Origin of the sequence: Spiribacter roseus (genome assembly GCF_002813635.1) — a bacterium.
In the GTDB taxonomy this organism is placed as follows: Bacteria; Pseudomonadota; Gammaproteobacteria; order Nitrococcales; family Nitrococcaceae; genus Spiribacter; species Spiribacter roseus.
This window is the reverse complement of sequence record NZ_CP016382.1, coordinates 1,305,685-1,329,048: the sequence shown is the minus strand read 5'-3', so window position 1 is coordinate 1,329,048 and position 23,364 is coordinate 1,305,685. Positions and strand designations below refer to the sequence as shown.

The 23,364-nt window shown below is 66.2% G+C and carries 25 protein-coding genes; 21 read left to right on the top strand and 4 right to left on the bottom strand.

All coding sequences use genetic code 11. The annotated features are described in order from the left end of the window. From BBH56_RS06475 to BBH56_RS06415, 13 genes are all read left to right on the top strand, one after another. Positions 1-630 carry a phosphoribosylanthranilate isomerase gene (locus tag BBH56_RS06475; RefSeq protein ID WP_148122762.1) on the top strand — a complete coding sequence of 210 codons (630 nt, stop codon included), beginning with the start codon at positions 1-3 and terminating at the stop codon, positions 628-630. Beyond that, entirely contained in the window at positions 605-1,837 is a 1,233-nt protein-coding gene (gene trpB, locus BBH56_RS06470) for a tryptophan synthase subunit beta (protein ID WP_069134154.1), read from the top strand. The genes BBH56_RS06475 and trpB overlap by 26 nt, the downstream gene beginning before the upstream one ends. Then, the gene (gene trpA, locus BBH56_RS06465) at positions 1,834-2,658 is read left to right on the top strand and encodes a tryptophan synthase subunit alpha (RefSeq protein WP_069134155.1); all 825 of its coding nucleotides are present in this window, start codon (positions 1,834-1,836) and stop codon (positions 2,656-2,658) included. Before trpB ends, trpA begins: the two co-directional genes overlap by 4 nt. Then, a complete protein-coding gene (gene accD / locus BBH56_RS06460; protein WP_069134156.1) occupies positions 2,655-3,539 on the top strand; it encodes an acetyl-CoA carboxylase, carboxyltransferase subunit beta in 885 nt (294 codons plus the stop codon). Before trpA ends, accD begins: the two co-directional genes overlap by 4 nt. 9 nt (positions 3,540-3,548) lie before the next feature. Then, positions 3,549-4,841, top strand: coding sequence for a bifunctional folylpolyglutamate synthase/dihydrofolate synthase (locus BBH56_RS06455; protein ID WP_148122319.1), 1,293 nt, complete (start codon positions 3,549-3,551; stop codon positions 4,839-4,841). A 9-nt stretch (positions 4,842-4,850) separates the two neighbouring features. Then, the gene (locus BBH56_RS06450; protein ID WP_157809118.1) at positions 4,851-5,366 is read left to right on the top strand and encodes an SPOR domain-containing protein; all 516 of its coding nucleotides are present in this window, start codon (positions 4,851-4,853) and stop codon (positions 5,364-5,366) included. A gap of 27 nt (positions 5,367-5,393) precedes the next feature. Then, a complete protein-coding gene (locus BBH56_RS06445) occupies positions 5,394-5,984 on the top strand; it encodes a CvpA family protein (RefSeq protein WP_235013465.1) in 591 nt (196 codons plus the stop codon). Positions 5,985-5,988: 4 nt separating this feature from the next. Then, complete coding sequence (gene purF, locus BBH56_RS06440) at positions 5,989-7,500, top strand: amidophosphoribosyltransferase (protein WP_069134160.1); 1,512 nt, start codon at positions 5,989-5,991, stop codon at positions 7,498-7,500. Continuing rightward, the gene (locus tag BBH56_RS06435) at positions 7,497-8,681 is read left to right on the top strand and encodes an O-succinylhomoserine sulfhydrylase (RefSeq protein ID WP_069134161.1); all 1,185 of its coding nucleotides are present in this window, start codon (positions 7,497-7,499) and stop codon (positions 8,679-8,681) included. Before purF ends, BBH56_RS06435 begins: the two co-directional genes overlap by 4 nt. A gap of 161 nt (positions 8,682-8,842) precedes the next feature. Then, positions 8,843-10,042, top strand: a complete 1,200-nt coding sequence (gene proV / locus BBH56_RS06430) for a glycine betaine/L-proline ABC transporter ATP-binding protein ProV (protein WP_144348101.1) — start codon at positions 8,843-8,845, stop codon at positions 10,040-10,042. Further along, positions 10,042-10,890: an ABC transporter permease gene (locus BBH56_RS06425; protein WP_069134163.1), complete on the top strand. Its 849-nt coding sequence runs from the start codon at positions 10,042-10,044 to the stop codon at positions 10,888-10,890. The genes proV and BBH56_RS06425 overlap by 1 nt, the downstream gene beginning before the upstream one ends. A gap of 28 nt (positions 10,891-10,918) precedes the next feature. Next, a complete protein-coding gene (locus BBH56_RS06420; protein WP_069134164.1) occupies positions 10,919-11,788 on the top strand; it encodes a glycine betaine ABC transporter substrate-binding protein in 870 nt (289 codons plus the stop codon). An 87-nt stretch (positions 11,789-11,875) separates the two neighbouring features. Beyond that, entirely contained in the window at positions 11,876-12,352 is a 477-nt protein-coding gene (locus BBH56_RS06415; RefSeq protein ID WP_148122317.1) for a hypothetical protein, read from the top strand. Here the strand turns inward: BBH56_RS06415 and BBH56_RS06410 are convergent. Beyond that, positions 12,336-13,091, bottom strand: coding sequence for a UDP-2,3-diacylglucosamine diphosphatase (locus BBH56_RS06410; protein WP_148122316.1), 756 nt, complete (start codon positions 13,089-13,091; stop codon positions 12,336-12,338). The two genes, BBH56_RS06415 and BBH56_RS06410, sit on opposite strands and share 17 nt — an antisense overlap. 61 nt (positions 13,092-13,152) lie before the next feature. Between BBH56_RS06410 and gltX the strand changes: the two genes are divergently transcribed. Beyond that, the gene (gene gltX, locus BBH56_RS06405) at positions 13,153-14,583 is read left to right on the top strand and encodes a glutamate--tRNA ligase (protein WP_148122315.1); all 1,431 of its coding nucleotides are present in this window, start codon (positions 13,153-13,155) and stop codon (positions 14,581-14,583) included. Next, positions 14,576-15,970: a cysteine--tRNA ligase gene (cysS, locus tag BBH56_RS06400; protein WP_148122314.1), complete on the top strand. Its 1,395-nt coding sequence runs from the start codon at positions 14,576-14,578 to the stop codon at positions 15,968-15,970. The genes gltX and cysS overlap by 8 nt, the downstream gene beginning before the upstream one ends. An 8-nt stretch (positions 15,971-15,978) precedes the next feature. Here the strand turns inward: cysS and BBH56_RS06395 are convergent, their stop codons facing one another. Together BBH56_RS06395 and BBH56_RS06390 are read right to left on the bottom strand one after the other, a co-directional pair. Next, entirely contained in the window at positions 15,979-17,268 is a 1,290-nt protein-coding gene (locus BBH56_RS06395) for an HlyC/CorC family transporter (RefSeq protein ID WP_069134169.1), read from the bottom strand. Between the two features lie 6 nt (positions 17,269-17,274). Next, complete coding sequence (locus BBH56_RS06390) at positions 17,275-18,087, bottom strand: cytochrome C assembly family protein (RefSeq protein ID WP_318262513.1); 813 nt, start codon at positions 18,085-18,087, stop codon at positions 17,275-17,277. 143 nt (positions 18,088-18,230) lie between these two features. Between BBH56_RS06390 and ffh the strand changes: the two genes are divergently transcribed. From ffh to rplS, 5 genes are read left to right on the top strand one after another with little or no spacing between them, the layout of a single operon-like run. Next, positions 18,231-19,634: a signal recognition particle protein gene (ffh, locus tag BBH56_RS06385; protein WP_069134171.1), complete on the top strand. Its 1,404-nt coding sequence runs from the start codon at positions 18,231-18,233 to the stop codon at positions 19,632-19,634. A gap of 54 nt (positions 19,635-19,688) precedes the next feature. After that, positions 19,689-19,958 carry a 30S ribosomal protein S16 gene (rpsP, locus tag BBH56_RS06380; RefSeq protein WP_069134172.1) on the top strand — a complete coding sequence of 90 codons (270 nt, stop codon included), beginning with the start codon at positions 19,689-19,691 and terminating at the stop codon, positions 19,956-19,958. A 31-nt stretch (positions 19,959-19,989) separates the two neighbouring features. After that, positions 19,990-20,472: a ribosome maturation factor RimM gene (gene rimM, locus BBH56_RS06375; protein ID WP_069134173.1), complete on the top strand. Its 483-nt coding sequence runs from the start codon at positions 19,990-19,992 to the stop codon at positions 20,470-20,472. A 6-nt stretch (positions 20,473-20,478) separates the two neighbouring features. Then, positions 20,479-21,216 (top strand): tRNA (guanosine(37)-N1)-methyltransferase TrmD, encoded by a 738-nt coding sequence (gene trmD, locus BBH56_RS06370; RefSeq protein WP_148122312.1) that lies wholly within the window; start codon positions 20,479-20,481, stop codon positions 21,214-21,216. Positions 21,217-21,234: 18 nt separating this feature from the next. Continuing rightward, entirely contained in the window at positions 21,235-21,612 is a 378-nt protein-coding gene (gene rplS, locus BBH56_RS06365; RefSeq protein WP_148122311.1) for a 50S ribosomal protein L19, read from the top strand. Positions 21,613-21,634: 22 nt separating this feature from the next. Here rplS and serB read toward each other — a convergent pair whose 3' ends face one another. Next, complete coding sequence (gene serB / locus BBH56_RS06360) at positions 21,635-22,867, bottom strand: phosphoserine phosphatase SerB (RefSeq protein WP_069134176.1); 1,233 nt, start codon at positions 22,865-22,867, stop codon at positions 21,635-21,637. Between the two features lie 62 nt (positions 22,868-22,929). Here serB and msrB point away from each other — a divergent pair, with 62 nt between their 5' ends. Further along, positions 22,930-23,337, top strand: coding sequence for a peptide-methionine (R)-S-oxide reductase MsrB (gene msrB, locus BBH56_RS06355; protein ID WP_069134177.1), 408 nt, complete (start codon positions 22,930-22,932; stop codon positions 23,335-23,337). Positions 23,338-23,364 lie beyond the last annotated feature (27 nt).

Here is a 23,364-nt window from a genome sequence, read left to right as displayed (position 1 = left end):
GTGCGGTGCCGGATCAAAATCTGCGGCGTGATGCGACCCGAAGACGCGGTGATGGCGGCGGAGGCCGGCGCCGATGCGATCGGACTGGTGTTTCATCCGCCCAGCCGGCGCTGTGTCAGCGAGGCGCAGGCCGCCCGGATCGTGGCGGCGCTGCCGCCGCTGGTGAGCGCCGTGGGACTGTTCCTGGACGCGGATGCCGCGCAGGTCCGGCGGGTCAGATCAGCTGTTCCGCTGGATCTGCTGCAGTTTCACGGCAATGAGTCGGCGGCGTTCTGCGAACAGTTCGGTGATCGCTACATCAAGGCAGTCGGCATGGCCGGCGGCGATGCCTGGGCGGTGGCCCGCGAGCATCCGGCCGCGGCCGGGCTGCTGCTCGATGGACACCCGCCGGGGGCGGCTGGCGGCAGTGGCGAGGCATTCGACTGGCACCAGTCGCTGCCGGCTGAACCCCGCATCATCGTGGCCGGCGGACTCCGCGTCGATAACGTCGCCGAGGCCGTCGAAGCCATTCGACCCTGGGGCGTCGACTGCAGCAGCGGCGTCGAATCCGCCCCTGGGATCAAGGATCGGCGAAGCATCGCCGCCTTCATAGAAGAGGTCTATCGTGTCGAACGTCATCCAGGCGATTGAAGCCCCCGTCGATTACGGCGAGTTCCCCGACCCGCTCGGGCATTTCGGTCCCTACGGCGGGCGTTTCGTCCCCGAGCTGCTCATGGCGCCGCTCGAGGAGTTGGCCGCCGCCTATGACCGCTTTCGGACGGACGCCGAGTTCCAGGCCGAACTGTATGCCGACCTGCAGTACTACGTCGGCCGGCCGACGCCGCTGTACTTCGCCCGGCACTGGACGGAAAACGTGGGTGGGGCGCAGCTGTACCTCAAGCGCGAGGATCTGGATCACACCGGTGCGCACAAGATCAACAACACCATGGGTCAGGCATTGCTGGCGGTGCGCATGGGCAAGCGCCGGATCGTGGCCGAGACCGGCGCCGGCCAGCACGGGGTGGCAACCGCCGCTGTCTGCGCCCGGCTGGGGCTCGAGTGCATCGTCTACATGGGCGCCGAGGATGTCCGCCGGCAGTCGGTCAATGTCTACCGCATGCGGCTGATGGGTGCCCGGGTGGTGCCGGTGGACTCCGGCACCCGCACCCTCAAGGACGCCCTCAATGAGGCATTCCGCGACTGGGCGGCCAATGTCGATGATACGTTCTACATCATCGGCACCGTCGCCGGACCGCACCCCTATCCGGAAATGGTCCGGGATTTTCAGGCGGTGATCGGCCGCGAAACCCGCGAACAGTGCCTCGAGCAGCACGGGCGGCTGCCCGATGCGCTGGTGGCCTGCGTGGGCGGCGGCTCAAATGCCATCGGCATGTTCCACCCCTTCCTCGGCGATACGGGTGTCGCCATCTACGGGGCCGAGGCCGGTGGTGAGGGCGTCGCCACCGAGCGCCATGCAGCGCCGCTGTCGGCGGGGCGCCCCGGTGTGCTGCATGGCAACCGGACCTACCTGATGGAAAACGCCGACGGCCAGATCATGCCCACCCATTCGGTCTCGGCGGGCCTGGATTATCCGGGGGTCGGGCCAGAGCATGCCTGGCTCAAGGACACCGGGCGTGTCCAGTACGTGGCGGTGGACGATGACGATGCGCTCGCGGCATTCCACAACCTGGCGCAGCTCGAGGGGATCATCCCCGCGCTGGAAACCGCTCACGCCATCGCCTATGCCGAAAAGCTGGCCGCGGACATGTCGCCCGATCAGATCATCGTCATCAACTGTTCGGGTCGTGGCGACAAGGACATCAACACTGTGGCCGAGGTAGAGGGGATGGAACTATGAGCCGGATCGGGCACCGCTTTGAGCAGCGCCGCGCTGAGCAGCGCAAGACCCTGGTCACCTATCTGACCGGCGGCGATCCGCACCCCCGGGCGACGGTCCCGCTCATGCACCGGCTGGTGGACGCCGGCGCCGATGTGATCGAGGTGGGCATGCCGTTTTCCGATCCGATGGCGGACGGGCCGGTCATCCAGTCGGCCTGCGACCGTGCGCTCGAGAACGGCACCGGGCTGCGTGGCGTACTCGAGATGGTGCGCGATTTCCGTCGCACCGATAACGATACGCCGGTGGTGCTGATGGGCTATCTCAACCCCATCGAGCAGATCGGTTACCAGGCCTTTGCCCGGGATGCCGCTGCCGCCGGCGTGGACGGCGTCCTTACCGTCGACCTGCCGCCCGAGGAGGGCAGCGAGCTGGTGGCGGCGCTGCTCTCGCACTCGCTGGATCCGATCTGGCTGGTCGCGCCCACCACCCGGATGGAGCGCGTCAACTCGATCTGCGGCCAGGCCAGCGGGTTTGTCTACTATGTCTCGCTCAAGGGTGTGACCGGCGCAGGCACCCTGGATGTGGATGACGTCGGCAGCCATGTCGATACGATCCGTCAGGCCACCCGCACACCGGTGGGTGTCGGGTTCGGGGTGCGGAGCGGCCATGACGCGGCCCGCCTCGGCCAGGTCGCCGACGCGGTCGTGGTGGGCACGGCCATCGTCTCGCGCATCGCCGAGAATGTCGGTGACGACGCCGCCATCGGCGATGCGGTCGAGGCCATCACCCGCGAGCTGCGTGCCGGCCTTGATACACCGCTGGCGGAGGTGGTGGATTGAGCTGGTTTGAAAAGCTCATGCCCTCGCGGATCCGCACCGAGGGCGGGCGCAGTCACAGCATTCCCGAGGGGCTCTGGACCAAGTGCGAGGCCTGCAATGCCGTGCTTTATCGGCCCGAGCTTGAGCGCAATCTCGAAGTCTGCCCCAAGTGTGACGCCCATATGCGCATTGGCGCACGGCGGCGGCTGGCGCTGTTTCTGGACGAAGCCGGGCAGAGCGAGATCGGTGCCGAGCTGCAGCCCGTCGATACGCTGCGGTTCAAGGATTCCAAGCGCTATAAGGATCGGCTGAGTCAGGCGCAGCGCACCACTGGCGAGCGGGACGCGCTGGTGGCCATGCGCGGCACGCTGATGGATCAGCCCGTTGTGGCGGTGGCCTTTGAATTTCGCTTCATGGGCGGGTCCATGGGGGCTGTGGTCGGGGAGCGCTTCGTGCGCGCCGCCGAGCAGGCCCGCGAGTCGGGCTGCCCGCTGGTGTGTTTCAGCGCCAGCGGGGGCGCGCGCATGCAGGAGGCACTGCTCTCGCTCATGCAGATGGCCAAGACCAGTGCCGCACTGAAGCGGCTCTCGGACGCCGGCGTACCATTCGTCAGCGTCCTCACCGATCCCACCATGGGGGGTGTGTCCGCCAGTCTCGCGACCCTGGGCGATATCATCGTCGCCGAACCCGGCGCGCTGATCGGTTTTGCCGGGCCCCGGGTCATTGAGCAGACCGTGCGCGAGACGTTGCCCGAGGGGTTTCAGCGCAGTGAATTTCTGCTTGAACACGGCGCGGTGGACCGGATCATCGACCGCCGTGAGCAGCGTGTGCGCATTGCCTCCCTGCTGGCGATGCTGACCCATGCCCCGGCGCCCCGGCAGGCCGCCGCCGCCCCGAGCTGATCGACGCCAATGGCCGCGACCGTGCTCGAGCGCTGGCTCGCCTGGCTCGAGGGGGTGCATCCGCGCGGGATCGATCTGGGTCTGGAGCGGATCACCGAGGTCGCCCGGCGGCTGGAGCTGCAAAGCGATCCAACGCCGATCATCACCGTGGCGGGAACCAACGGCAAAGGCAGTACCGTGGCCTGCCTCGAATCAATCCTGCAGGCTGCCGGTCATCGCCCGGGTGCCTTCACTTCGCCCCACCTGCTGCGCTACAACGAGCGTATCCGCATTGATGGAAAGCCCGCGGACGACGCCGACATCGTGGCCGCGTTCGAGGCCATTGACCGTGCGCGCGGATCGATCACCCTCACTTACTTCGAGTTCTCGACACTCGCCGCTGTCTGGTGTTTTCGGGCCGCCGGGGCCCATCCATGGGTGCTGGAAGTAGGACTGGGCGGCCGGCTGGATGCGAGCAACTGCCTGGACCCGGAGGTGGCGGTGATCACCACCATCGATCTCGATCACATGGAGTGGCTGGGCGACACCCGCGAGGCCATTGCCGGTGAAAAACTCGGGATCGCCCGGCCGCATCGGCCGATCATCTGCTCCGATCCCCAGCCACCGCAGCGGATTGCCGAGCGGGCTGCGGCGCTACCCGCCCCGCTGCATCAGCTGGGCCGGGACTATGGGTATGCCAGCGGCGATGGGGACTGGTCGTGGCATGACGATCACCGCCACTATGCGCATCTGCCCCGCCCGGAGTGGATGGGCGATGCGGCGCTCGCCAACGCCGCCGGAGCGGTGGCGGCGCTGACCCGTGGCATGCCATCGCTGGGTGTCGACGCCGCCAGTGTCGCCCGGGGGCTCGCCAAGGCGCGTCTTATCGGGCGTCAGTCGCGGGCGCCGGGGCCGGGGGGTGGATGGCTGCTTGATGTCGGTCACAACCCGTCGGCCATCGAGTTGCTCGCCCGCCGACTGGCCGCCCATCGCGAGCACGGCCGGGTGCGTATGGCGTTCGGGTTGATGGCCCGCAAGCCGCTGCGGGTGCTGATCGAGCGGCTCGCCCCGGTGGTTGATGAGTGGTATGCCCTGTCGCTGGACGATCCTCAGAGTCATTCCGCCGAGGCGATTGAACGGGCGCTGGCGGATGTCGGTGCGGTGGTGATTGGCCGTGGTGATGCGGCCGGGGCGCGTCAGCAGCTTGAGCAACGCGCAGCGGGCAGCGATCTGGCGGTGGCCGCGGGATCCTTCCGGGTCGTCGAGGCGTTCATGCAGGCAGGCGTTGTCCCTTGCAACGCGGGCGGCAGCAGCCGAGACTGAGGCGGTGGAGTGACGCGGAGCACAGGGGTGGATCAGCGATTCAGACAGCGGTTGATCGGGGCGATCGTGCTGGTCGCGCTGGGTGTCATCTTCCTGCCGATGCTGCTGAGTGGCCCGGTGGAGCAGACCCGCGTCGATATACAGCTGGACATGCCCGCCGAGCCTTCCCTCGACGCGGCGCCGAGCCTGCCCGAAGACACCACCGACGGGACACCGGAGCCGGTTCCCCCCGAGGAAGCGGCACCATCCGAGGCCCCGGCGCCCGTGAGCCCGGACCCGGCGGCGGGCAGTGGCGCGGGATTTTTCGTGCAGGTCGGCGCGTTTGGCAGTCTCGAGAACGCCCGGCGCCTGTCGGGGCGGCTCGATGAGGATGGCCTGACGGTCCGCATCGCCGAGAATGACCGCGAGGATCGTCTGCGCTATCGCGTTCAGGTGGGCCCGGTGGACACGCGGTCGGCGGCTGAGGCAATGGCCCAGCGCCTGGCTGAGGATCACGATCTGCCCGGCTATATCGTCGAGCCCTAGGCGATCGACTGTTACAATGACGCAATTATGACACCGTTGAACTGGCTGGATCTCGCGTTTATCGGCGTCATCGCGCTGTCGGTGGTCATCGGTGTGATTCGCGGATTCGTCCGCGAGGTCATTTCGGTGCTGGTCTGGGTGGCGGCTTTCTGGGTCGGCGTCCGCTACAGCGCCCAGGTGGGCGATTACCTGTCACCCTGGCTCGCCTCCTCAATGCTACGGCTGGTGGCCGGATTCGCTGGGCTTTTCATCCTGACCCTGCTGGTGGGGGCGCTGGTGAGTTTTCTCGCCCGCATGCTGGTTGGACGGACCGGATTGTCGGGCACCGACCGGCTGCTGGGCGTGGTCTTCGGTGCGCTGCGCGGCCTGCTGCTGATTGGCGTGGTGGTGCTGGGGGCGGGCCTGACCGCGGTCCCCAACGAGACCTGGTGGCGGGAGTCGGTGATCGCGCAGGGTTATCGCCCATGGGTCTGTCATGCACAGGTCGGCAGCTGGCTTGAACAGGCGCGTCAGGTGCCCGGGGTGTCACAGGCACCGGTCAACGGCACGGCGGCGTTCGCCTACTGGGAAGCCTACTGTCAGATCAATTCACAATCCAACGGCGAGAGCGGGAGCTGAATCTATGTGTGGCGTAATCGGCATGGTGGCCCGGGAACCGGTCAACCAGGCCCTTTATGATGGCCTGACGGTCCTCCAGCATCGCGGGCAGGATGCCGCCGGCATCATGACCTTTGATCGCGGCCGGCTGCATCTGCGCAAGGACAACGGTCTGGTGCGCGATGTCTTCAGCACTCAGGACATGATGCAGCTGCAGGGCAACATGGGAATCGGTCACTGCCGCTATCCCACCGCCGGCTGCGCCAGTGCGGCCGAGGCCCAGCCGTTCTACGTCAACTCACCCTACGGCATCAGCATCGCCCACAATGGCAACCTGACCAACGCCGAGGCTATCAAGCGCGATCTCTTTCTCGAAGATCTCCGCCACATCAATACCAGCTCCGATTCCGAAATCCTCCTCAACGTGTTCGCCCATAAGCTCGCCGAGCTGGGTAAGCTGCGGGTGGACGAGTCGGACATCTTCAATGCGGTCACTGGTATTCACGAGCGCTGCCATGGCGGGTACGCCGCCGTGGCCATGATCAACGGCTATGGCGTGCTCGGCTTCCGTGATCCCAATGGCATCCGGCCGCTGTGTTTCGGCAGTCGCGAGACGCCCTCGGGCACCGAGTACATGATCGCCTCGGAGAGCGTCGCGTTGAGCGTTCTCGGCTTCCGGCTCATCCGGGATGTGGCGCCCGGCGAGGCCGTGTTCATCGATCTCGAAGGGCGTCTGCACACCCGCCAGTGCGCCACTGAGACCGCGCTCTCGCCGTGCATTTTCGAATACGTCTACCTGTCCCGGCCCGATTCCATGCTCGATGATGTCTCGGTCTACAAATCGCGGCTGCGGATGGGGCGGACCTTGGCCCGCAAGATCAAACGCGAGTGGGCGCATCACGACATCGACGTGGTCATCCCCATTCCGGATACCAGCCGCACCAGTGCGCTGGATCTGGCCAACGATCTCAACATCCGGTACCGCGAGGGATTCATCAAAAACCGCTATATCGGCCGGACCTTCATCATGCCGGGCCAAGCCGTGCGGAAGAAATCCGTCCGCCAGAAGCTCAATCCCATCGAACTGGAATTCCGCGGCAAGAATGTCCTGCTGCTCGATGACTCCATCGTCCGCGGCACCACGTCGGAGCAGATCATCGAGATGGCCCGCGACGCCGGTGCCAACAAGGTGTTCTTTGCCTCGGCCGCACCGCCGGTGCGTTATCCCAATGTCTATGGCATCGACATGCCGGCGGCCCGGGAGCTGCTCGCGCATGGCCGATCGGTGGAGGATATCCGCCAGACCATCGGCGCCGACGGGATGATCTACCAGGACCTCGAGGATCTGGTGGCCGCGGTACGCGAGGGCAATAGCGGCATCGGCAGCTTTGACTGCTCATGCTTCGACGGCCGCTATGTGACCGGCGACATCAGCGTCGACTACCTGCTGCAGCTTGAGGCGCAGCGCGGCGAGGCGGCGCGTCAGGTGGGCCAGGAGAGCACCGCCGTGAACGAACTCGGGATGGTGCGCTCGTGAGTTGGGGCGACGACACCACCGGCCTGCGTGCGGGCTGGGAGCGGACGCCCGAGCAGGAGCACTCCGAGGCGATATTCCCCACGTCGAGCTTCACCTTTCGGAGCGCGGCCGAGGCGGCGGCACGGTTCAGCGGCGAGGAATCGGGGAATATCTATTCGCGGTTCACCAACCCCACCGTGCGGGCCTTCGAAAACCGTCTGGCGGCGATGGAAGGCGGCGAACGGGCAATCGCCACGGCCTCGGGCATGTCGGCGATTCTCAGCCTGTGCATGGGGCTGCTGCGGACCGGCGATCATGTGATCTGCTCGCTGGGTGTGTTCGGGACCACGAGTTCGCTGTTCGCCAACCAGCTGTCGCGGTTCGGGGTGCACACCGATTTCGTCTCACCGACGGACGTGGATGCCTGGGCAGGGGCGATGCGCCCCGAAACGCAGATGCTGTTCCTCGAAACGCCGTCGAACCCGTTGACCGAAGTGGCGGACATCCGTGCCCTCGCGGATCTGGCCCACGCCCACGATGCGCGGCTGGTGGTGGATAACTGCTTCTGCACCTCGGCCCTGCAGCGGCCGTTGGATTGGGGCGCGGACATCGTCTCGCACTCCGCCACCAAATACCTCGATGGTCAGGGGCGCTGTGTGGGCGGTGCGCTGGTCGGTGACGCCGATACCCTGGATCGGCACATCTTCCCGGTGCTGCGCACGGCCGGGCCGACGATGAGTCCGTTCAATGCCTGGGTATTCCTCAAGGGGCTCGAAACGCTCAACCTGCGCATGCGCGCCCACAGCGAGCAGGCGGCCGCGCTTGCCGAATGGCTGCGCTCGCACCCGGCGGTGACGCGGGTTTTCTACAGCGGCCTGGCGGATCACCCGCAGCATGCGCTGGCGGCCCGTCAGCAGAAGGCGTTCGGCGGCATCGTCTCGTTCGAGGTCGCGGGTGGCCGAGCGGCGGCCTGGAGCGTCATCGACCATACCCGGATGCTCTCGATTACCGCCAACCTCGGCGATACCCGCTCGACCATCACCCATCCGGCCACCACCACCCACGGTCGTGTGCCGGCGGATCAGCGTGAGGCCATGGGCATTCAGGAAGGCCTCGTGCGGGTCTCGGTGGGTCTTGAGGACTTAACTGACATCCAGACCGATCTGGATCATGGGTTGTCGCGAATCCGTCAGGGCGGTTGAACAAGCGTTACTGGTTCCGTACGGTTTTGTTCATCGAAGCCATTGCGGAGCGGTATGACAGACCCAACCGGTCTCTCCATCACACCCCTGGATGCGCCTGACGCATCGTCGACCGCCCCCGGCCTGCCGTCCATCACCGCGCCAACCCAAGGGGCTGTCCGATGACCACCAAGATCTCGGTCGATAACCTCCACAAAGTCTTCGGGCCTGATCCCGATGAGGGCATGCGTCTTCTGGAGGCCGGCTATGAAAAGGACGCGATCTTCGAGAAGACCGGCAACACCGTGGGTGTCCAGCGCGCGTCCTTCGACATCGAAGAGGGCGAAATCTTCGTCATCATGGGGCTGTCCGGCTCCGGTAAATCCACCATCGTGCGGATGTTCAACCGCCTGATCGACGCCACGGCGGGACGGGTTCTGATCGATGGACGTGATGTCACGGCGATGCCGCGTAACGAGCTGATCAACCTGCGTCGCCACGAGATGAGCATGGTGTTTCAGTCGTTCGCGCTGATGCCCCATAAAACGGTGCTGCAGAACGCCGCCTTTGGTCTGGAAGTGGCCGGCAGCGACCGCGAGACCCGCGAAGCGCGGGCCCTTGATGCCCTCGAGCAGGTGGGTCTCAAGCCCAACGCCAGCAGCTTCCCGGAGGAGCTCTCCGGTGGCATGCAACAGCGCGTCGGGCTGGCCCGGGCGCTGGCGGCCGACCCGTCGATCATGCTGATGGACGAGGCGTTCTCGGCGCTTGACCCGCTGATCCGCACCGAGATGCAGGATGAGCTGGTGCAGCTGCAGCGGGAGAACCGCCGCACCATCATTTTCATCTCCCATGATCTCGACGAGGCCATGCGGATCGGCGATCGCATCGCCATCATGCAGGGAGGCCGGGTCGTTCAGGTGGGCACGCCCGAGGAAATCGTCACCCAGCCGGCCAATGAGTATGTGCGCTCGTTTTTCTACGGCGTGGACGTCACCCGGGTGTTCTCGGCGACGGATCTGGCCGATCGCCGTCAGGTCATGGTGTTCGATCGTCCCGGCACCAGCCTGCGCGCAGCGCTGGAGCGCCTGCATGCCAACAACCGCGAGCTGGGCGTGGTCCTGGACACCGACGAGCGCTATCGCGGCACGGTCAGTGCCGATTCGCTGAAAAAGGCGATGGATGCCGGCAATGACGCGGGTTTTGACGCGGCGTTTCTGGACGACGTGACGACACTGCCGGCGGATACGCCCCTCAGTGATGTGGTGACCCGATCGGCGCAGACCGGACATCCGCTGCCGGTGACCGATGCCAGCGGCCATTACGTGGGCAGCATCAGCCGAACCGCCGTTCTCAAGACATTGGATCGCTCAGGAGCAGAATAATGGCTGATTTGCGGGAGATCATTGATATCCCCATCGGCGGATGGGTCGAGGCCGGCGTGGAGTGGGTCCGCTCGACGCTGGCAGGGCCGCTTGATGGATTCGCCACTGGCGTTGGATTCGTCGCCGACGGGCTCGAGTCAGCGCTGCTGTTCCTGCCCGACTTCATCTTGGCCCCTCTGTTGGTGGCGTTTGCCTGGTACCGGGTCGGCTGGCGGTTTGGTCTGTTTGCCGCGCTGGCGCTGCTGCTGGTGGTTGGCATGGGACTGTGGCAGGAGACCATGCAGACCCTGGCGCTGGTGATCGGCGCGAGTCTGATCGCCCTGCTGGTGGGGCTGCCGCTGGGCATCACCATGGCGCGACGCGACGCGGTTGCTATGGTCGTGCGGCCGGTACTGGATTTCATGCAGACCATGCCGCCCTTCGTCTATCTGATCCCGGCGGCCATTTTCTTTGGTCTGGGCAAGGTGCCCGGCACCATCGCCACGGTGATCTTCGCGATGCCGCCGGCGGTTCGCCTGACCAACCTCGGCATCCGTCAGGTCAGTCAGGAGAACGTCGAGGCGGGTCTCGCATTTGGCTGTACTCAGCGCCAGCTGCTTTACAAGGTGCAGGTGCCACTTGCGATGCCCTCGATCATGGCGGGCGTCAACCAGACCATCATGCTGGCCCTTTCCATGGTCGTCATCGCCTCGATGATCGGCGCCGGGGGGTTGGGCAATACCGTTTTGACAGGCATTCAGCGGCTGGACGTCGGCCTCGGTTTCGAGGGCGGACTGGGTGTTGTCATTCTCGCAATCCTGCTGGATCGGATGACGCAGAGCTTTGGCCTGCGCCGTGGCAAGGATTGATTTTTTGTTGCAAGAAAGGAGTAACCCGATGCTAAGGCAATCAACGCGTCTCTTGGTCACCGGAGCGCTGGGGATGGCCCTCGCGGGGGGTGCCCAGGCCCAGGATGACACGATTGAAATTGGCTGGACGGCCTGGTCTGACGCCGAGTTCGTCACCAAGCTCGCCTCGCGGCTGATCAATGAGAACACCGACCACACGGTCGAGCTGGTGCAGACGGACATCGCGCCGCAGTACCAGGGCATCGAGACCGGCGACATCGACGCCATGATGATGGCGTGGCTGCCGGCAACCCACGAGGACTATTACGAGGAAATCGCCTCGAACGTCGAAAACCTCGGCGTGCTCTACAACGGGGCCCGCCTCGGCTGGGTCGTGCCGGACTACATCCCGGAAAGCCAGCTGTCCTCGCTGAGCGATCTGTCCAACGAGTCGGTCCGCGACAAGCTGGACGGGCGCATCACCGGTATCGATCCGGGCGCCGGCCTCACGCAGCTCTCCGAGTCCGCCATCGAGGAGTACGAGCTCGACGGCTATAACCTGCAGACCTCGAGCGGTGCCGGCATGACGGCGGCGCTGGACCGCGCCACCAACCGCGAGGAGTGGGTCGTGGTGACCGGCTGGAGCCCGCACTGGAAGTTCGGTGCTTACGACCTGCGCTATCTCGAGGATCCGCAGGGCGTGCTGGGTGGTCCGGAGCGTGTTCACGTCCTGGCCCGCGCGGGCTTTGATGCGGACTATCCGCAGATCTCTCAGGTGCTGACGCGCATGTATCTGTCGCTCGACGAGCTTCAGGGCTACATGTTCGAGGCGCGCGAGAGCTCCTATGACGAGGCGATCAGCCAGTTCATCGATGAGAACCCGGATCAGGTCAACTACTGGCTGACCGGCGAGTTCTGATCGACGGTGCCTCGGGCACTTCGGGCCGAGCCAATCGGCCGATTCACACCCCGCCGCGTGCGGGGTGTTCTGTTTTAGACTGCGGGAATGAGATTACGGCGAAATCCGCGTCCCGACATTCACGCCCCGGATCCCGCCAGCCGCCGCGCGGCCATCGATGCCGCGGTGGTGGGGCATAACGCATTGCGCCGGGTCGTGACCCACGATCCCGATCGCGGCGTTCGTTGCGCTGCCATCCGCCGACTCCAAGACCTGATCATCCTGCGTCAGGTGTGCGAGTCGGAGAGCGACGAAGTGGTCCGCGAGGCGGCCCGCGTTCGTTACCGGCAGTTGCTCGCCGGCGGCGATACGCTGGATATCGGCTATCGGCATGCAGCGCTGAAGGCCTGTTCCGACGCCCAGATCATCGCCCATGTAGCCCGCAGTGCCCGTGAGCCGAGCCTGCGCCGGGCGGCGCTCGGGTTGATCGACGAATGGGGGTTGCTTGAGGAGATCCGTTGTCACGACCCGGACTCCACCGTCCGGTCCGCTGCCGCCGACCGGTTGATCAACCTTCGAAGCTGAGTGTCTCCAGTCGAGCGGTGCCATGGCCGATGCGCAGCACGCTGCCCTGTTCAAACCAGTCCCCCAGGACGATGCGACGCCCGGCGCCATCGCCCAGGTCCAGGTGGTGAATGGCGGGGCGGTGGGTGTGGCCATGGATCAGGGTCCGCACACCCCAGGTTTCAAGCCGGTCGCGCACGGCCGCAGCGTTGACGTCCATGATCGCGGCGGGCTTGCCGGCCATGGCCTCACCACTGCGCTGGCGCAGGTCGCGCGCCTGCTCCAGCCGTCTGGCAATGGGCTGTGCCAGAAATCCGGCCTGCCACTCCGGGTCGCGGACCTGCGCGCGGAATGCCTGATAGGCGGTATCGTCGGTACACAGCGCATCGCCGTGCTCGAGGAGCACCGCTTCGTCGTCGATCTCCACCCATGTGGGCTCGGCCAGCATCGTGATCCCAGCGGCCTGACAGAACGCCGGGCCAATCAGAAAGTCACGGTTGCCCGCCAGGAAATAGACCGGAGTGCCCTTTGCACTGAGCGCCGCGAGCGCCGGCGCGACGGGATCATCCGCCGGTCGTGCGTCGTCGCCGATCCAAGCCTCGAACAGGTCACCCAGGATGAAAAGCGCGGCCGCGGATGGCGCGCGCGTCTCGACGAAATGGCGGAACGCCTGGATGGCCGCCGGGCGCTGCGGATCCAGGTGCAGATCGGCGATAAACAGCACCGGCGCGCGGGCGGTGTCAAAACGCAGTGGAGTCATGGCGTGACGATGCCCGGGGCGGCAGCTGCATGCAAGGCGCGGTTCCATTACCATTGCGGCGATGAATCATCAGGTCGTTCGCACACGTTTCGCACCCAGCCCGTCGGGCCAGCTTCATGTCGGCAACCTGCGCACGGCGCTTTTCAACTGGCTGCTGGCGCGGCACCACCGGGGCACGTTCGTGCTGCGCATCGAAGACAGTGATGCGGCCCGCAGCGATGCCGAGCGTATCGAGCGGCTGCAGGGCGACCTGGAATGGCTGGGACTCGGCTGGGAGGTGGGGCCGGGGGTCGACTCACCGGTCGCCTGGCAGCAGTCCCGACGGACCGACCTGCATGCCGAAGCGGCCGGGCGCCTGCGGCACATGGACGCCGCCTATTACTGTTTCTGTTCCACCGAGCGGCTTGCCGCGCTGCGCGAGCGTCAGAAAAAGGCCGGCCACCCGCCACGTTATGACGGCTGCTGCGCGGGCCTCGATCCGGTCCGCTCGGCGGAGCGCGTCGCGGCCGGAGAGTCGGCGGTCCTGCGGTTGCGCATGCCGGCTGAAGGCAGTCTCCGATTCATCGACGCGGTGCGCGGCGAGCAGTCATTCCAGGCGGCGGAGCTCGATGATCCGATCATCCAGCGGGCCGACGGGAGTGCCGCATTCCTGTTCGCCAACGCCCTGGATGACGCGCTGATGGGGATTACCCATGTGCTGCGCGGTGAGGATCATCTCTCGAACACGCCCCGCCAGATCGTGCTGCTCGAGCGCCTGGGGCAGTCGGTCCCGGTCTACGGTCACCTGTCGCTGGTGGTCGACGATCAGGGGGCGCCGCTATCGAAGCGCCGCGGTGCGCCGGGTGTCGGGACCCTGCGGGACGAGGGCGTGGAACCGGCGGCCATCGCAAACTACCTGGCCCGGCTGGGCAACCCGGCGCCGGCGGACGGCCTCGAGCCGCTCGACGCGCTGGCGGCGGATTTCGACGTGACCCGCCTCAGCCGGCGGCCGGTCCGGTTTGATCGTCCCCAGCTCGATTACTGGCAGTCGCTGGCGATGGCGGCGGCGCCGGTCGCCCGCCTGCGATCCGCGCTGCAGGTCGACTGCGTGCCGGACGACCGGGTCGCCGCATTCATCCGCCTCGTGCAACCCAACCTGCACCGCGCCGATGAGCTCAATGACTGGGCGCTGCGCCTGTTTTCGCGGCAGTCAGTGCTCGACGGGGCGCTCGAGGCCCGGCTCCGTCCGTCGGGAGCGGCCTTCTTCGAAACCCTGGCCGGGCTGCTCGAGTCGGCGGCCACCGCTGACTGGAAGCCCCTGCGTGCCGAGCTCGAGGCCGCCACCGGACGCCGCGGCGGCGCGCTGATGAAGCCGCTGCGCCAGGCCCTGACGGGGCTTGATCATGGCCCGGCACTGGGCGACATCATTCATCTCATGCCGGCAGATATCCGCCGGCTGCGTTTGCAACAGGCGGCCGCCATCGCCGCCCCGGGAGCCGATACGGATGCTTGAGATCCATGACAGCCTGAGTGGCCGCAAGGCCGCCTTCGTGCCCATCGATCCGCCGCATGTCAGTCTCTATGTGTGCGGCATGACGGTGTACGACTACTGTCATCTCGGCCATGCCCGCGCCATGGTGGTCTTCGACATGGTGGTCCGCTACCTGCGGGCCAGCGGCTACGACGTCCACTATGTGCGCAATATCACCGACATTGACGACAAGATCATCGCCCGGGCCGCCACGCTGGGCGAGTCCATGGACGCGTTGACATCGCGTTTCACCGAGGCGATGCACGCCGACGCCGATGCGCTCGGCTGCCAACGTCCCGACGAAGAACCCCGCGCCACGGCGCATGTCGACGAGATCATTGCCATGATCCAGCGCCTCGTGGACCGCGGCTACGCCTACGCGGCCGGGGGCGATGTGTATTACGCCGTCGGCCAGTTCCCCGATTATGGCCAGCTCTCCGGTAAGCGTCTCGAGGATCTGCGGGCCGGCGCCCGGGTCGAGGCGGGTGAGCACAAGCGCGATCCGGCCGACTTCGCGCTGTGGAAGGCGGCGCGACCCGACGAACCCGGCTGGCCCTCGCCGTGGGGCCTGGGGCGGCCCGGCTGGCATATCGAGTGCTCGGCCATGTCCACCCACTGCCTGGGCCACCACTTCGACATCCACGGTGGTGGTCTCGACCTGAAGTTTCCCCATCACGAGAACGAGATCGCCCAGTCGGAAGCGGCCACCGGCGAGCATTTCGTCAACTACTGGATGCACAACGGCCACGTGCGCATCGACGATGAGAAGATGGCGAAGTCGCTGGGCAACTTCACCACCGTGCGCGACGTCCTCGCCCGGCACGATGCCGAAACGGTCCGCCATTTCCTGCTCTCAAGTCATTACCGCAGCCCGCTCAACTATACCGCTGACGCGCTGTCGCAGGCGCGGAGCGGGATGGAGCGGCTCTACACGGCATTGCGTGACCTGCCCGGGGAACAGACGCAAGCGGGGGACAGCGAGGTGTTCCGCGGCCGCTTTCGGGCGGCGATGGATGACGATTTCAATACACCGCTGGCCCTGGCCGTGCTGTTCGAGCTGGCGCGCACCATCAACCGCGCCCGCGAGGCCGGCGAGGTTGACCGGGCCGATGGTCTGGGCACAACACTGCGCGAGCTGGGTGGCATGCTGGGGCTGCTGGGTCAGTCGCCGATCGCCTATCTGCAGGCGGCGGCGTCAGAGGATGCTGCCGATGCCGCGCGCATCGAGGCGCGACTCGCCGAGCGGGCGGCGGCCCGGGCGGCCCGGGATTTTGCGCGTGCCGATGCCATTCGTGATGAGCTGCTGGCCGAGGGGGTGGTGCTCGAGGATAAGCCTGAGGGCACCCGCTGGCGTCGCGACGGCCACTGAGCCAGGGCTCAGTCTTCGATGGCGGGCGGGGTTTCGCGTGGCCGCACACGCTGCTCAAGGCGGGCCACCTTGACGCGGTTTTCCTCGGCCTGCAGGACCGTGACGGGGTGGCCGTCGATCAGCAGGCTGATGCCCGGCTCGGGAATGGTTTCCAGCTGCTCGAGGATCAGTCCGTTCAGGGTCTTCGGCCCTTCCGCCGGTAAGTCCCAGCCCAGCAGGCGCTTCAGCTCGCGCACGCTGGCGCTGCCGGCGGCCAGGTAGCTGCCGTCGGGCTGGCGGTGGATGTCGCGGATGGCTTCAGCGGGATCGGTGGTGAACTCGCCGACGATCTCCTCGAGGATGTCCTCGAGGGTGACAAGGCCGTGGAACTCGCCGTACTCGTCCACGATCAGGCCGATCCGGCGGCGCTCCGACTGGAAATTCAGCATCTGCTGATGCAGGGGCGTCCCCTCGGGCACGAAATAGGGCTCGCGGACATGCTCGAGCAGCCGTTCGCGGGTCAGTACCCCGTCGAGCATTGCCGTGAGCACCCGGCGCACATGCAGGATGCCGCGGATGGTGTCGACGCCGCCCTCGAACACCGGCAGGCGCGTGTACTCCGAGCTGGCGATCTGCTCGGTAATACGCGACCAGTCATCTCCCAGGTCGATGCCCACCACTTCATTGCGCGGGATCATGATGTCGTCGACGGTGGCCTGATCCAGATCGAGGATGCCGAGCAGCATGCGTTGATGACGACGCGGGATCATCGCACCGGTCTCGTTGACCACCGTGCGCAGCTCCTCGCGGCTGAGCGCGGTCTGGCCCCCTTCGGTGGGATTGACGCCGAGGCTGCGCAGCAGTGTGTTGGCCAGCATGTTGGTGAGCCACACCAGCGGGTAGAGCAGCTTCAACAGTGGGCCGAGGACGAACGCGGCGGGAAAGGCGACGCGCTCGGGCCGCAGCGCCGCCAGGGTCTTGGGGGCCACCTCCGCGAAGATCAGGATGGTCAGGGTCAGCAGACCCGTCGCCGCGGCGATGGCGCCCTGCCCCCCCAGACGCAGGGCGATCAGGGTGGCAATGGACGACGCGAAGATATTCACGAAGTTGTTGCCCAGCAGGATGATGCCGATCAGCCGGTCGGGCCGCTCGAGCAGCCGCTCCGCGCGGCGGGCGCCGCGGTTGCCATGCCGCGACAGGTGCCGCAGCCGGTAGCGGTTGAGCGTCATGAGGGCGGTCTCAGAGCTCGAGAAGCCGCCGGACAGGACGATCAGCGCGCCCAGAATGACGAACAGAACGGGAAGGGGAACAACGTCCAAGCTCGCTCAGGCCCCCCGGCCGATGATCAGCTCGACCACGATTTTACTGCCGAAATACGCCACCGCCAGCAGGGCGAATCCCCATAGCGTCCAGCGGATGGCGGTGCGGCCGCGCCAGCCCGCCACGGTCCGGCCGATGAGCAGCCCGGCGAAGACCAGCCAGCCGATCATCGAGATCACGGTCTTATGCACCAGGTCCTGAGCGAAGAGGTTGTCGACGAATAGCCAGCCGCTGACGAGCGCGACGGACAGCAGCACGAAGCCGATGGCCACCAGGTGGAACAGCAGGGATTCCATGCCCTGCAGGGGCGGGAGAAACCCCAGCACCGGGCCGGCGCGACGTCGGCGCAGGGCGCTCTCCTGCCAGGCCAGCAGGAGCGCCTGAGCGCTGGCGAGCCCCAGGACGGCATACGCGGCCACCGACGAGATGACATGCACATCCACGGGCGCGCCCACCGGCACCATGGTGGCCGTCGGCACACCCAGCGTCTGGGCAAGCACCAACGTCAGCAGGGCGAACGGATAGACGATCAGGCCCAGGCTGTGCAGGGGCTGACGCACCGCCGCGGCGATCAGCGTCAGCGCCATCAGCCAGCCGAGTAACGAGGCGGCGTTGAACAGTGACAGGTCGACGCCTGCCGGCGTCCACAGCGCCTGCCAGAGGCTGACGCCATGCAACACCACGGCGATGGCGGCCAGGGCCAGTGCCAGAGGCTCGGCGCGTTGCACGGCAAGGCGGCCGCGCAGGGCGGCCAGGAGCGCCGCGACGGCGAGCGCGTACAGCGCCGCCGCCATCCAGGGAGTGAGGGTAAGGATCATCTGCGGGTTGTTTACTGCCGTTGCGACTTGACTGGATCATCGCACACAAAATTTGCTTCTTCGACCATCAGTGCTCGAGGAACCGGCATGCGCTGATACAATCATCACCATGACGACCGGCGACTGCGGGGTGCCTGACAGACATGTTCGATAATCTGAGTGATCGCCTCGAGGCGATCGGAAAGCGCCTGAAAGGCAAGGGGCGGCTGACCGAGGACAACATCCAGGAAACACTGCGCGAAGTGCGCATGGCGCTGCTTGAGGCGGATGTCGCCCTGCCGGTGGTCAAGGACTTCGTGGCCAGCGTCCGCGAGCGGGCCCTGGGCACCGAGGTGACCAAGAGCCTGTCGCCCGGACAGGCCTTCGTGAAGATCGTCCACGACCAGCTCGTCGAGGTGATGGGCGCCCGCAACGACGGCCTCGATCTGACCACGCGCCCGCCGGCAGTGGTGATGCTGGCGGGCCTTCAGGGCTCGGGCAAGACCACCAGCATCGCCAAGCTCGGGCGGTTGCTGCGCGAGCGCGAAAAGAAAAAGGTGCTGGCTGTCTCGGTCGACGTCTATCGGCCGGCCGCCATCGATCAGCTGCAGCGTCTGAGTGACGAGGTGGGCATTGATTTCCACCCCACTGATGCATCGGCCGACCCGGTGGCAACGGTCGAGGCGGCGCGCGAGCAGGCCCGTACCGGGTACTACGATGTGCTGCTGGTGGATACGGCGGGTCGTCTGCATGTCGACGGCGAGATGATGGACGAGGCGCGGCGGGTGCATGAGGCGGTGGCGCCGATCGAAACCCTGTTCGTGGTCGACAGCATGACCGGTCAGGATGCCGCGAACACCGCCCGGGCGTTCGACGAGGCCCTGCCGCTGACCGGGGTGATCCTGACCAAGGCCGACGGTGATGCCCGCGGTGGCGCGGCACTGTCAATCCGCCAGATCACCGGCAAACCCATCAAGTTTCTGGGCATCGGCGAGAAGACCGATGCCCTCGAGCCCTTTCATCCCGATCGTATGGCCTCGCGGATCCTGGGGATGGGGGATGTGCTCTCTCTGGTCGAAGAGGTCGAGCGCAAGGTCGACCATCAGAAAGCCGAGCGAATGGCCGGCAAGCTCAAGAAGGGCAAGGGTTTCGACCTTGAGGACATGCGCGAGCAGCTCACCCAGGTCACCCAGATGGGTGGCATGGGTGGGCTGATGGAAAAGCTCCCGGGCATGGGTCAGCTTACCGAGCAGGCCAGCCAGCAGATGAATGACGGCCAGGTCCGGCGGCAGATCGCCATCATCAACTCGATGACGCCGGGCGAACGCCAGCGTCCGGATGTCATCAACGGATCGCGCAAACGGCGGATCGCCCGCGGCTGTGGCATGCAGGTGCAGGACATCAATCGCCTGCTCAAGCAACACAAGCAGATGCAGAAGATGATGAAGCAGTTCAAGAACGGCGGGATGAAGAAAATGATGCGCCAGATGGGCGGCGGCAACGGCATGCCGCCGGGGGGCGGCATGCCACCGGGCGGTGGTCTGCCGCCGGGACTTGGCGGGCGCTGAACACGCAGGTAAACTGCGCGGTTTAGTAGTCACCAGAGTTGACTGGATAACGATATGGTCACGATCCGTCTAGCGCGTGCGGGCGCCAAGAAGCGTCCCTTCTACCACATCGTCGTCACCGACAGCCGGAATGGCCGTGACGGCAAGTTCATCGAGCGCCTCGGTTTTCTCAACCCGGTCGCCCGGGGGCAGGAAGTGCCGTTCCGGCTCGATCTCGAGCGCGCCGAGCACTGGCTGTCGCAGGGCGCCCAGCCGAGTGAGCGGGCGCGGCAGCTGATCCGTCAGTCGCGCCGTGGAGCGGCCGAGGGTGCCGAAAGCGCCTGATCCAGCGACGCCCGCGGATGTCCATGTAGTCATGGGCGAAATTGCGGGAGTCCGGGGGGTCCGCGGCGAGCTGAAGGTCCATTCCTGGACACGGCCGCGGGAGAACCTGCTGGACTATTCAGTCTGGACGCTGCAGCACGGCGACGATGCCCGCGACTGGCGGGTCACGGGTGGCGGCTGGCAGGGCCGGCACCTGGTGGTGCGGCTCAAGGGCATCGACGATCGCGACGCCGCCGAAGCGCTGGTCGGCTGCCCGATCAGGGTGGCCCGGTCGCAGATGCCGCCAGCGGGCCCTGACGAGTTCTACTGGTATGAGCTCGAGGGGCTGGCAGTGGAAAACCGCGATGGAACAAGCCTCGGTCGGGTCGCGGGCCTGATCGAAACCGGCGCCAACGATGTGATGCGGGTGGTTGGCGACCGCGAGCGGCTGATCCCCTATACGCCGGGGGTGCATATTGATCGCATTGACCTGGACGATGGCCGGATGGTCGTCGACTGGGATCCGGAGTTCTGAGCGGACATGCGCTTCGACGTCATTACGCTGTTTCCGGAAATGGTGCACGGCCTGCTGGGCCACGGGGTCATGGGACGGGCGGTCGACCGCGGGTTGATCGAGCTGGTCACCTGGAACCCCCGCGATTACAGCGAGGACCGCCATGCCACGGTGGATGATCGCCCCTATGGGGGTGGCCCGGGCATGGTCATGAAAGTCGAGCCGCTGCGGACCACGATCCGCGCGGCGAGGGTGGCCGCTGCGGCGGCGCCGGTGATCTATCTGTCGCCGGACGGGGAACGGCTTGATGGGCCCCGGGTGCGGCGACTGGCGCAGGACCAGCGGGTGATCCTGCTGTGCGGGCGCTACGAGGGCATCGACGAGCGGCTCATCGACGAGGAGGTCGATCAGTCACTGTCGATTGGCGATTATGTGCTGAGCGGTGGCGAGCTGCCGGCCATGGTGATGATGGACGCCGTCGCCCGGCTGATCCCGGGGGTGCTCGGGCATGCCGAGTCGGCATCCCAGGACGCCTTCGCGGACGGACTGCTAGATTGTCCGCACTACACGCGCCCGGAGCAGATCGATGACCGGCGCGTGCCGGCGGTACTGCTCAGCGGCGACCACCAGGCGGTGGCGCGCTGGCGGCTCAAACAGGCGTTGGGGCGAACGCTGGAAAAACGCCCGGACCTGCTCGATCAGCGGGGGGTCAGTGACGACGAACAGGCACTGCTCGATGAATATCGGGCGGGGCATCAAGGCTAATTACAAGGGGATGCAGGCATGACCAACATCATCGAAGAACTGGAGCGTGAACAGGTCGAGAAAACCGGCCGCTCGCTCGAAGACATCAACTCCGGCGATACGGTGCTCGTCAACGTCTGGGTCCGCGAGGGCAACCGTGAGCGCACCCAGCCCTTCGAGGGTGTGGTGATCGCCAAGCGCAACCGCGGCGTCAATTCGTCGTTCACGCTGCGCAAGGTCTCCCACGGCGAGGGCGTTGAGCGGGTCTTCCAGCTCCACAGCCCATTGATCGAGAGCCTGCAGGTCAAGCGGCGTGGCGATGTCCGCCGGGCCAAGCTCTACTTCCTCCGTGAGCGGCGCGGCAAGGCGGCACGCATCAAGGAGAAGGTGCGGGCGAAGAGCCGCAAGGCCTCCTGATCACCCGACCGCCCGTACGCGCTCAGTGCGGGTTTTCGGCGTCGTTCATACCCATCAGGTAAAGCACCCCGTCCAGGCCGATGGTCGAAATCGCCTGACGGGCGCTTTTCTGCACTAGCGGCTTGGCGTGAAACGCGATCCCCAGTCCGGCTGACCGCAGCATGGGCAGATCGTTGGCGCCGTCACCGACGGCGATCACCTGTGCCAAGTCGATGCCCATCTCGCCTGCCAGGCGCTCGAGCAGTTGCGCCTTGCGCTCGCCGTCGACAATCGGCCCCGCCACCTGACCGGTAAGACGGCCGTCGACGATTTCGAGCCGGTTGGCGTACACCGTGTCCAGATCCAGACGCCGCTGCAGGTGGTGGCCGAAAAAATCGAACCCGCCGGAAATGACGGCCGTGCGGTAACCGAGCGTCTGCAGGGTCTTCATCAGCCGCTCCGCTCCCTCGGTCAGGGTCAGCCGCTCGGCCACCCTGGCGAGCACCGCTTCATCCAGGCCTTCAAGGCAGGCAACACGCTGGGCAAGGCTGTCGCGAAAGTCGATGTCACCGCGCATGGCCGCCTCGGTGACCGCGGCCACCTGATCGCCTACGCCGGCCTCGTGGGCCAGTTCATCGATGACCTCCTCGTGGATCAGCGTCGAGTCCATGTCGAACACCACCAGGCGCCGATTGCGCCGGTAGAAGTTGTCCTCCTGGAATGAGATGTCGATATCCATTTCCCGGGAGATGGACAGGAACGCCGCTTTCATCGCATCGGCATCACTGGGCTCGCCGCGCAGGCTCAGTTCCAGGCAGGCCCGGCTTTCCTCGCGCTCGTCATGCAGGGGGCTGCGGGCCGACAGGCGGACGATGTCCTCGATATTGAGGGCATGCTGCGTGGTGACGCGCGCAATCCGGGCGATCTGCGCGGCGGTCACCCGCCGGCCCAGCAGTGTCAGGACATAGGCCGACTGGCGCTCGCCGCGCACCCATTGCTGGTACTCGTTCGCTGGCACTGGCTGAAAGCGCACGCGGAGCTCGAGCTGATGAGCTTCGTAGAGCAGATCCTTGAGTACGGCGGCCGAGTCCGCCGCCCCCGAGAGCTTGATCAGGATCGCCAGGGCGAGGTTTTCGTGGACCATCGCCTGGCTGATGTCCAGGACGCGGACCGGATAGTCGGCGAGTATCCCCATCAGTGCCGCGGTGACGCCGGGGCGGTCACTGCCTGAGATGTTGATCAGGATGATTTCGCTGTCGGATTCGATGTCGTTCATGGATTCGCTCAGTGACGGCCCGGCGCGATATTGTAGGGGAAATTGCCAAGGAGCCCACGTCCATGACCGATTCGCGCGATCCCCGCAACACCGACTGGCGGCAGCAGCTGACGCCGGCGCAGTATCGGGTCGCCCGCGAGGGTGGCACCGAACCGCCGTTCAGCGGCGAATACAATAACCTCAAGGCCGACGGCGTCTTTCGCTGTGTCTGCTGCGGACGGCCGCTGTTCGACAGCGAGCAGAAGTTCGACTCCGGTACCGGTTGGCCGAGTTTCTGGGCACCGACACGGGACGACGCCGTTGCCACCGAGGCGGACAGCAGCCTTGGCATGCGGCGGACCGAGGTCCATTGCCCGGACTGCCAGGGCCATCTCGGTCATGTATTTCCGGACGGGCCGAAGCCCACCGGATTGCGCTACTGCATCAATTCTCTGTCACTTCAGTTCGAGCCCCGCGGGGACAGCGGCTGAGGCTTGCCGCCCGGCCTGACGCCTCGG

What these genes read in the sequence shown, in the direction of transcription:
- BBH56_RS06445 (WP_235013465.1), top strand. Translation starts at nt 5,394, where the DNA reads ATGACACCGTTGAACTGGCTGGATCTCGCGTTTATCGGCGTCATCGCG.
- msrB (WP_069134177.1), top strand. Translation starts at nt 22,930, where the DNA reads ATGACCGATTCGCGCGATCCCCGCAACACCGACTGGCGGCAGCAGCTG.
- ffh (WP_069134171.1), top strand. Translation starts at nt 18,231, where the DNA reads ATGTTCGATAATCTGAGTGATCGCCTCGAGGCGATCGGAAAGCGCCTG.
- BBH56_RS06455 (WP_148122319.1), top strand. Translation starts at nt 3,549, where the DNA reads ATGGCCGCGACCGTGCTCGAGCGCTGGCTCGCCTGGCTCGAGGGGGTG.
- rimM (WP_069134173.1), top strand. Translation starts at nt 19,990, where the DNA reads ATGGGCGAAATTGCGGGAGTCCGGGGGGTCCGCGGCGAGCTGAAGGTC.
- BBH56_RS06410 (WP_148122316.1), bottom strand. Translation starts at nt 13,091, where the DNA reads ATGACTCCACTGCGTTTTGACACCGCCCGCGCGCCGGTGCTGTTTATC.
- proV (WP_144348101.1), top strand. Translation starts at nt 8,843, where the DNA reads ATGACCACCAAGATCTCGGTCGATAACCTCCACAAAGTCTTCGGGCCT.
- BBH56_RS06415 (WP_148122317.1), top strand. Translation starts at nt 11,876, where the DNA reads ATGAGATTACGGCGAAATCCGCGTCCCGACATTCACGCCCCGGATCCC.
- trpA (WP_069134155.1), top strand. Translation starts at nt 1,834, where the DNA reads ATGAGCCGGATCGGGCACCGCTTTGAGCAGCGCCGCGCTGAGCAGCGC.
- rpsP (WP_069134172.1), top strand. Translation starts at nt 19,689, where the DNA reads ATGGTCACGATCCGTCTAGCGCGTGCGGGCGCCAAGAAGCGTCCCTTC.
- gltX (WP_148122315.1), top strand. Translation starts at nt 13,153, where the DNA reads ATGAATCATCAGGTCGTTCGCACACGTTTCGCACCCAGCCCGTCGGGC.
- purF (WP_069134160.1), top strand. Translation starts at nt 5,989, where the DNA reads ATGTGTGGCGTAATCGGCATGGTGGCCCGGGAACCGGTCAACCAGGCC.
- rplS (WP_148122311.1), top strand. Translation starts at nt 21,235, where the DNA reads ATGACCAACATCATCGAAGAACTGGAGCGTGAACAGGTCGAGAAAACC.
- cysS (WP_148122314.1), top strand. Translation starts at nt 14,576, where the DNA reads ATGCTTGAGATCCATGACAGCCTGAGTGGCCGCAAGGCCGCCTTCGTG.
- serB (WP_069134176.1), bottom strand. Translation starts at nt 22,867, where the DNA reads ATGAACGACATCGAATCCGACAGCGAAATCATCCTGATCAACATCTCA.
- BBH56_RS06425 (WP_069134163.1), top strand. Translation starts at nt 10,042, where the DNA reads ATGGCTGATTTGCGGGAGATCATTGATATCCCCATCGGCGGATGGGTC.
- BBH56_RS06390 (WP_318262513.1), bottom strand. Translation starts at nt 18,087, where the DNA reads ATGATCCTTACCCTCACTCCCTGGATGGCGGCGGCGCTGTACGCGCTC.
- trmD (WP_148122312.1), top strand. Translation starts at nt 20,479, where the DNA reads ATGCGCTTCGACGTCATTACGCTGTTTCCGGAAATGGTGCACGGCCTG.
- BBH56_RS06420 (WP_069134164.1), top strand. Translation starts at nt 10,919, where the DNA reads ATGCTAAGGCAATCAACGCGTCTCTTGGTCACCGGAGCGCTGGGGATG.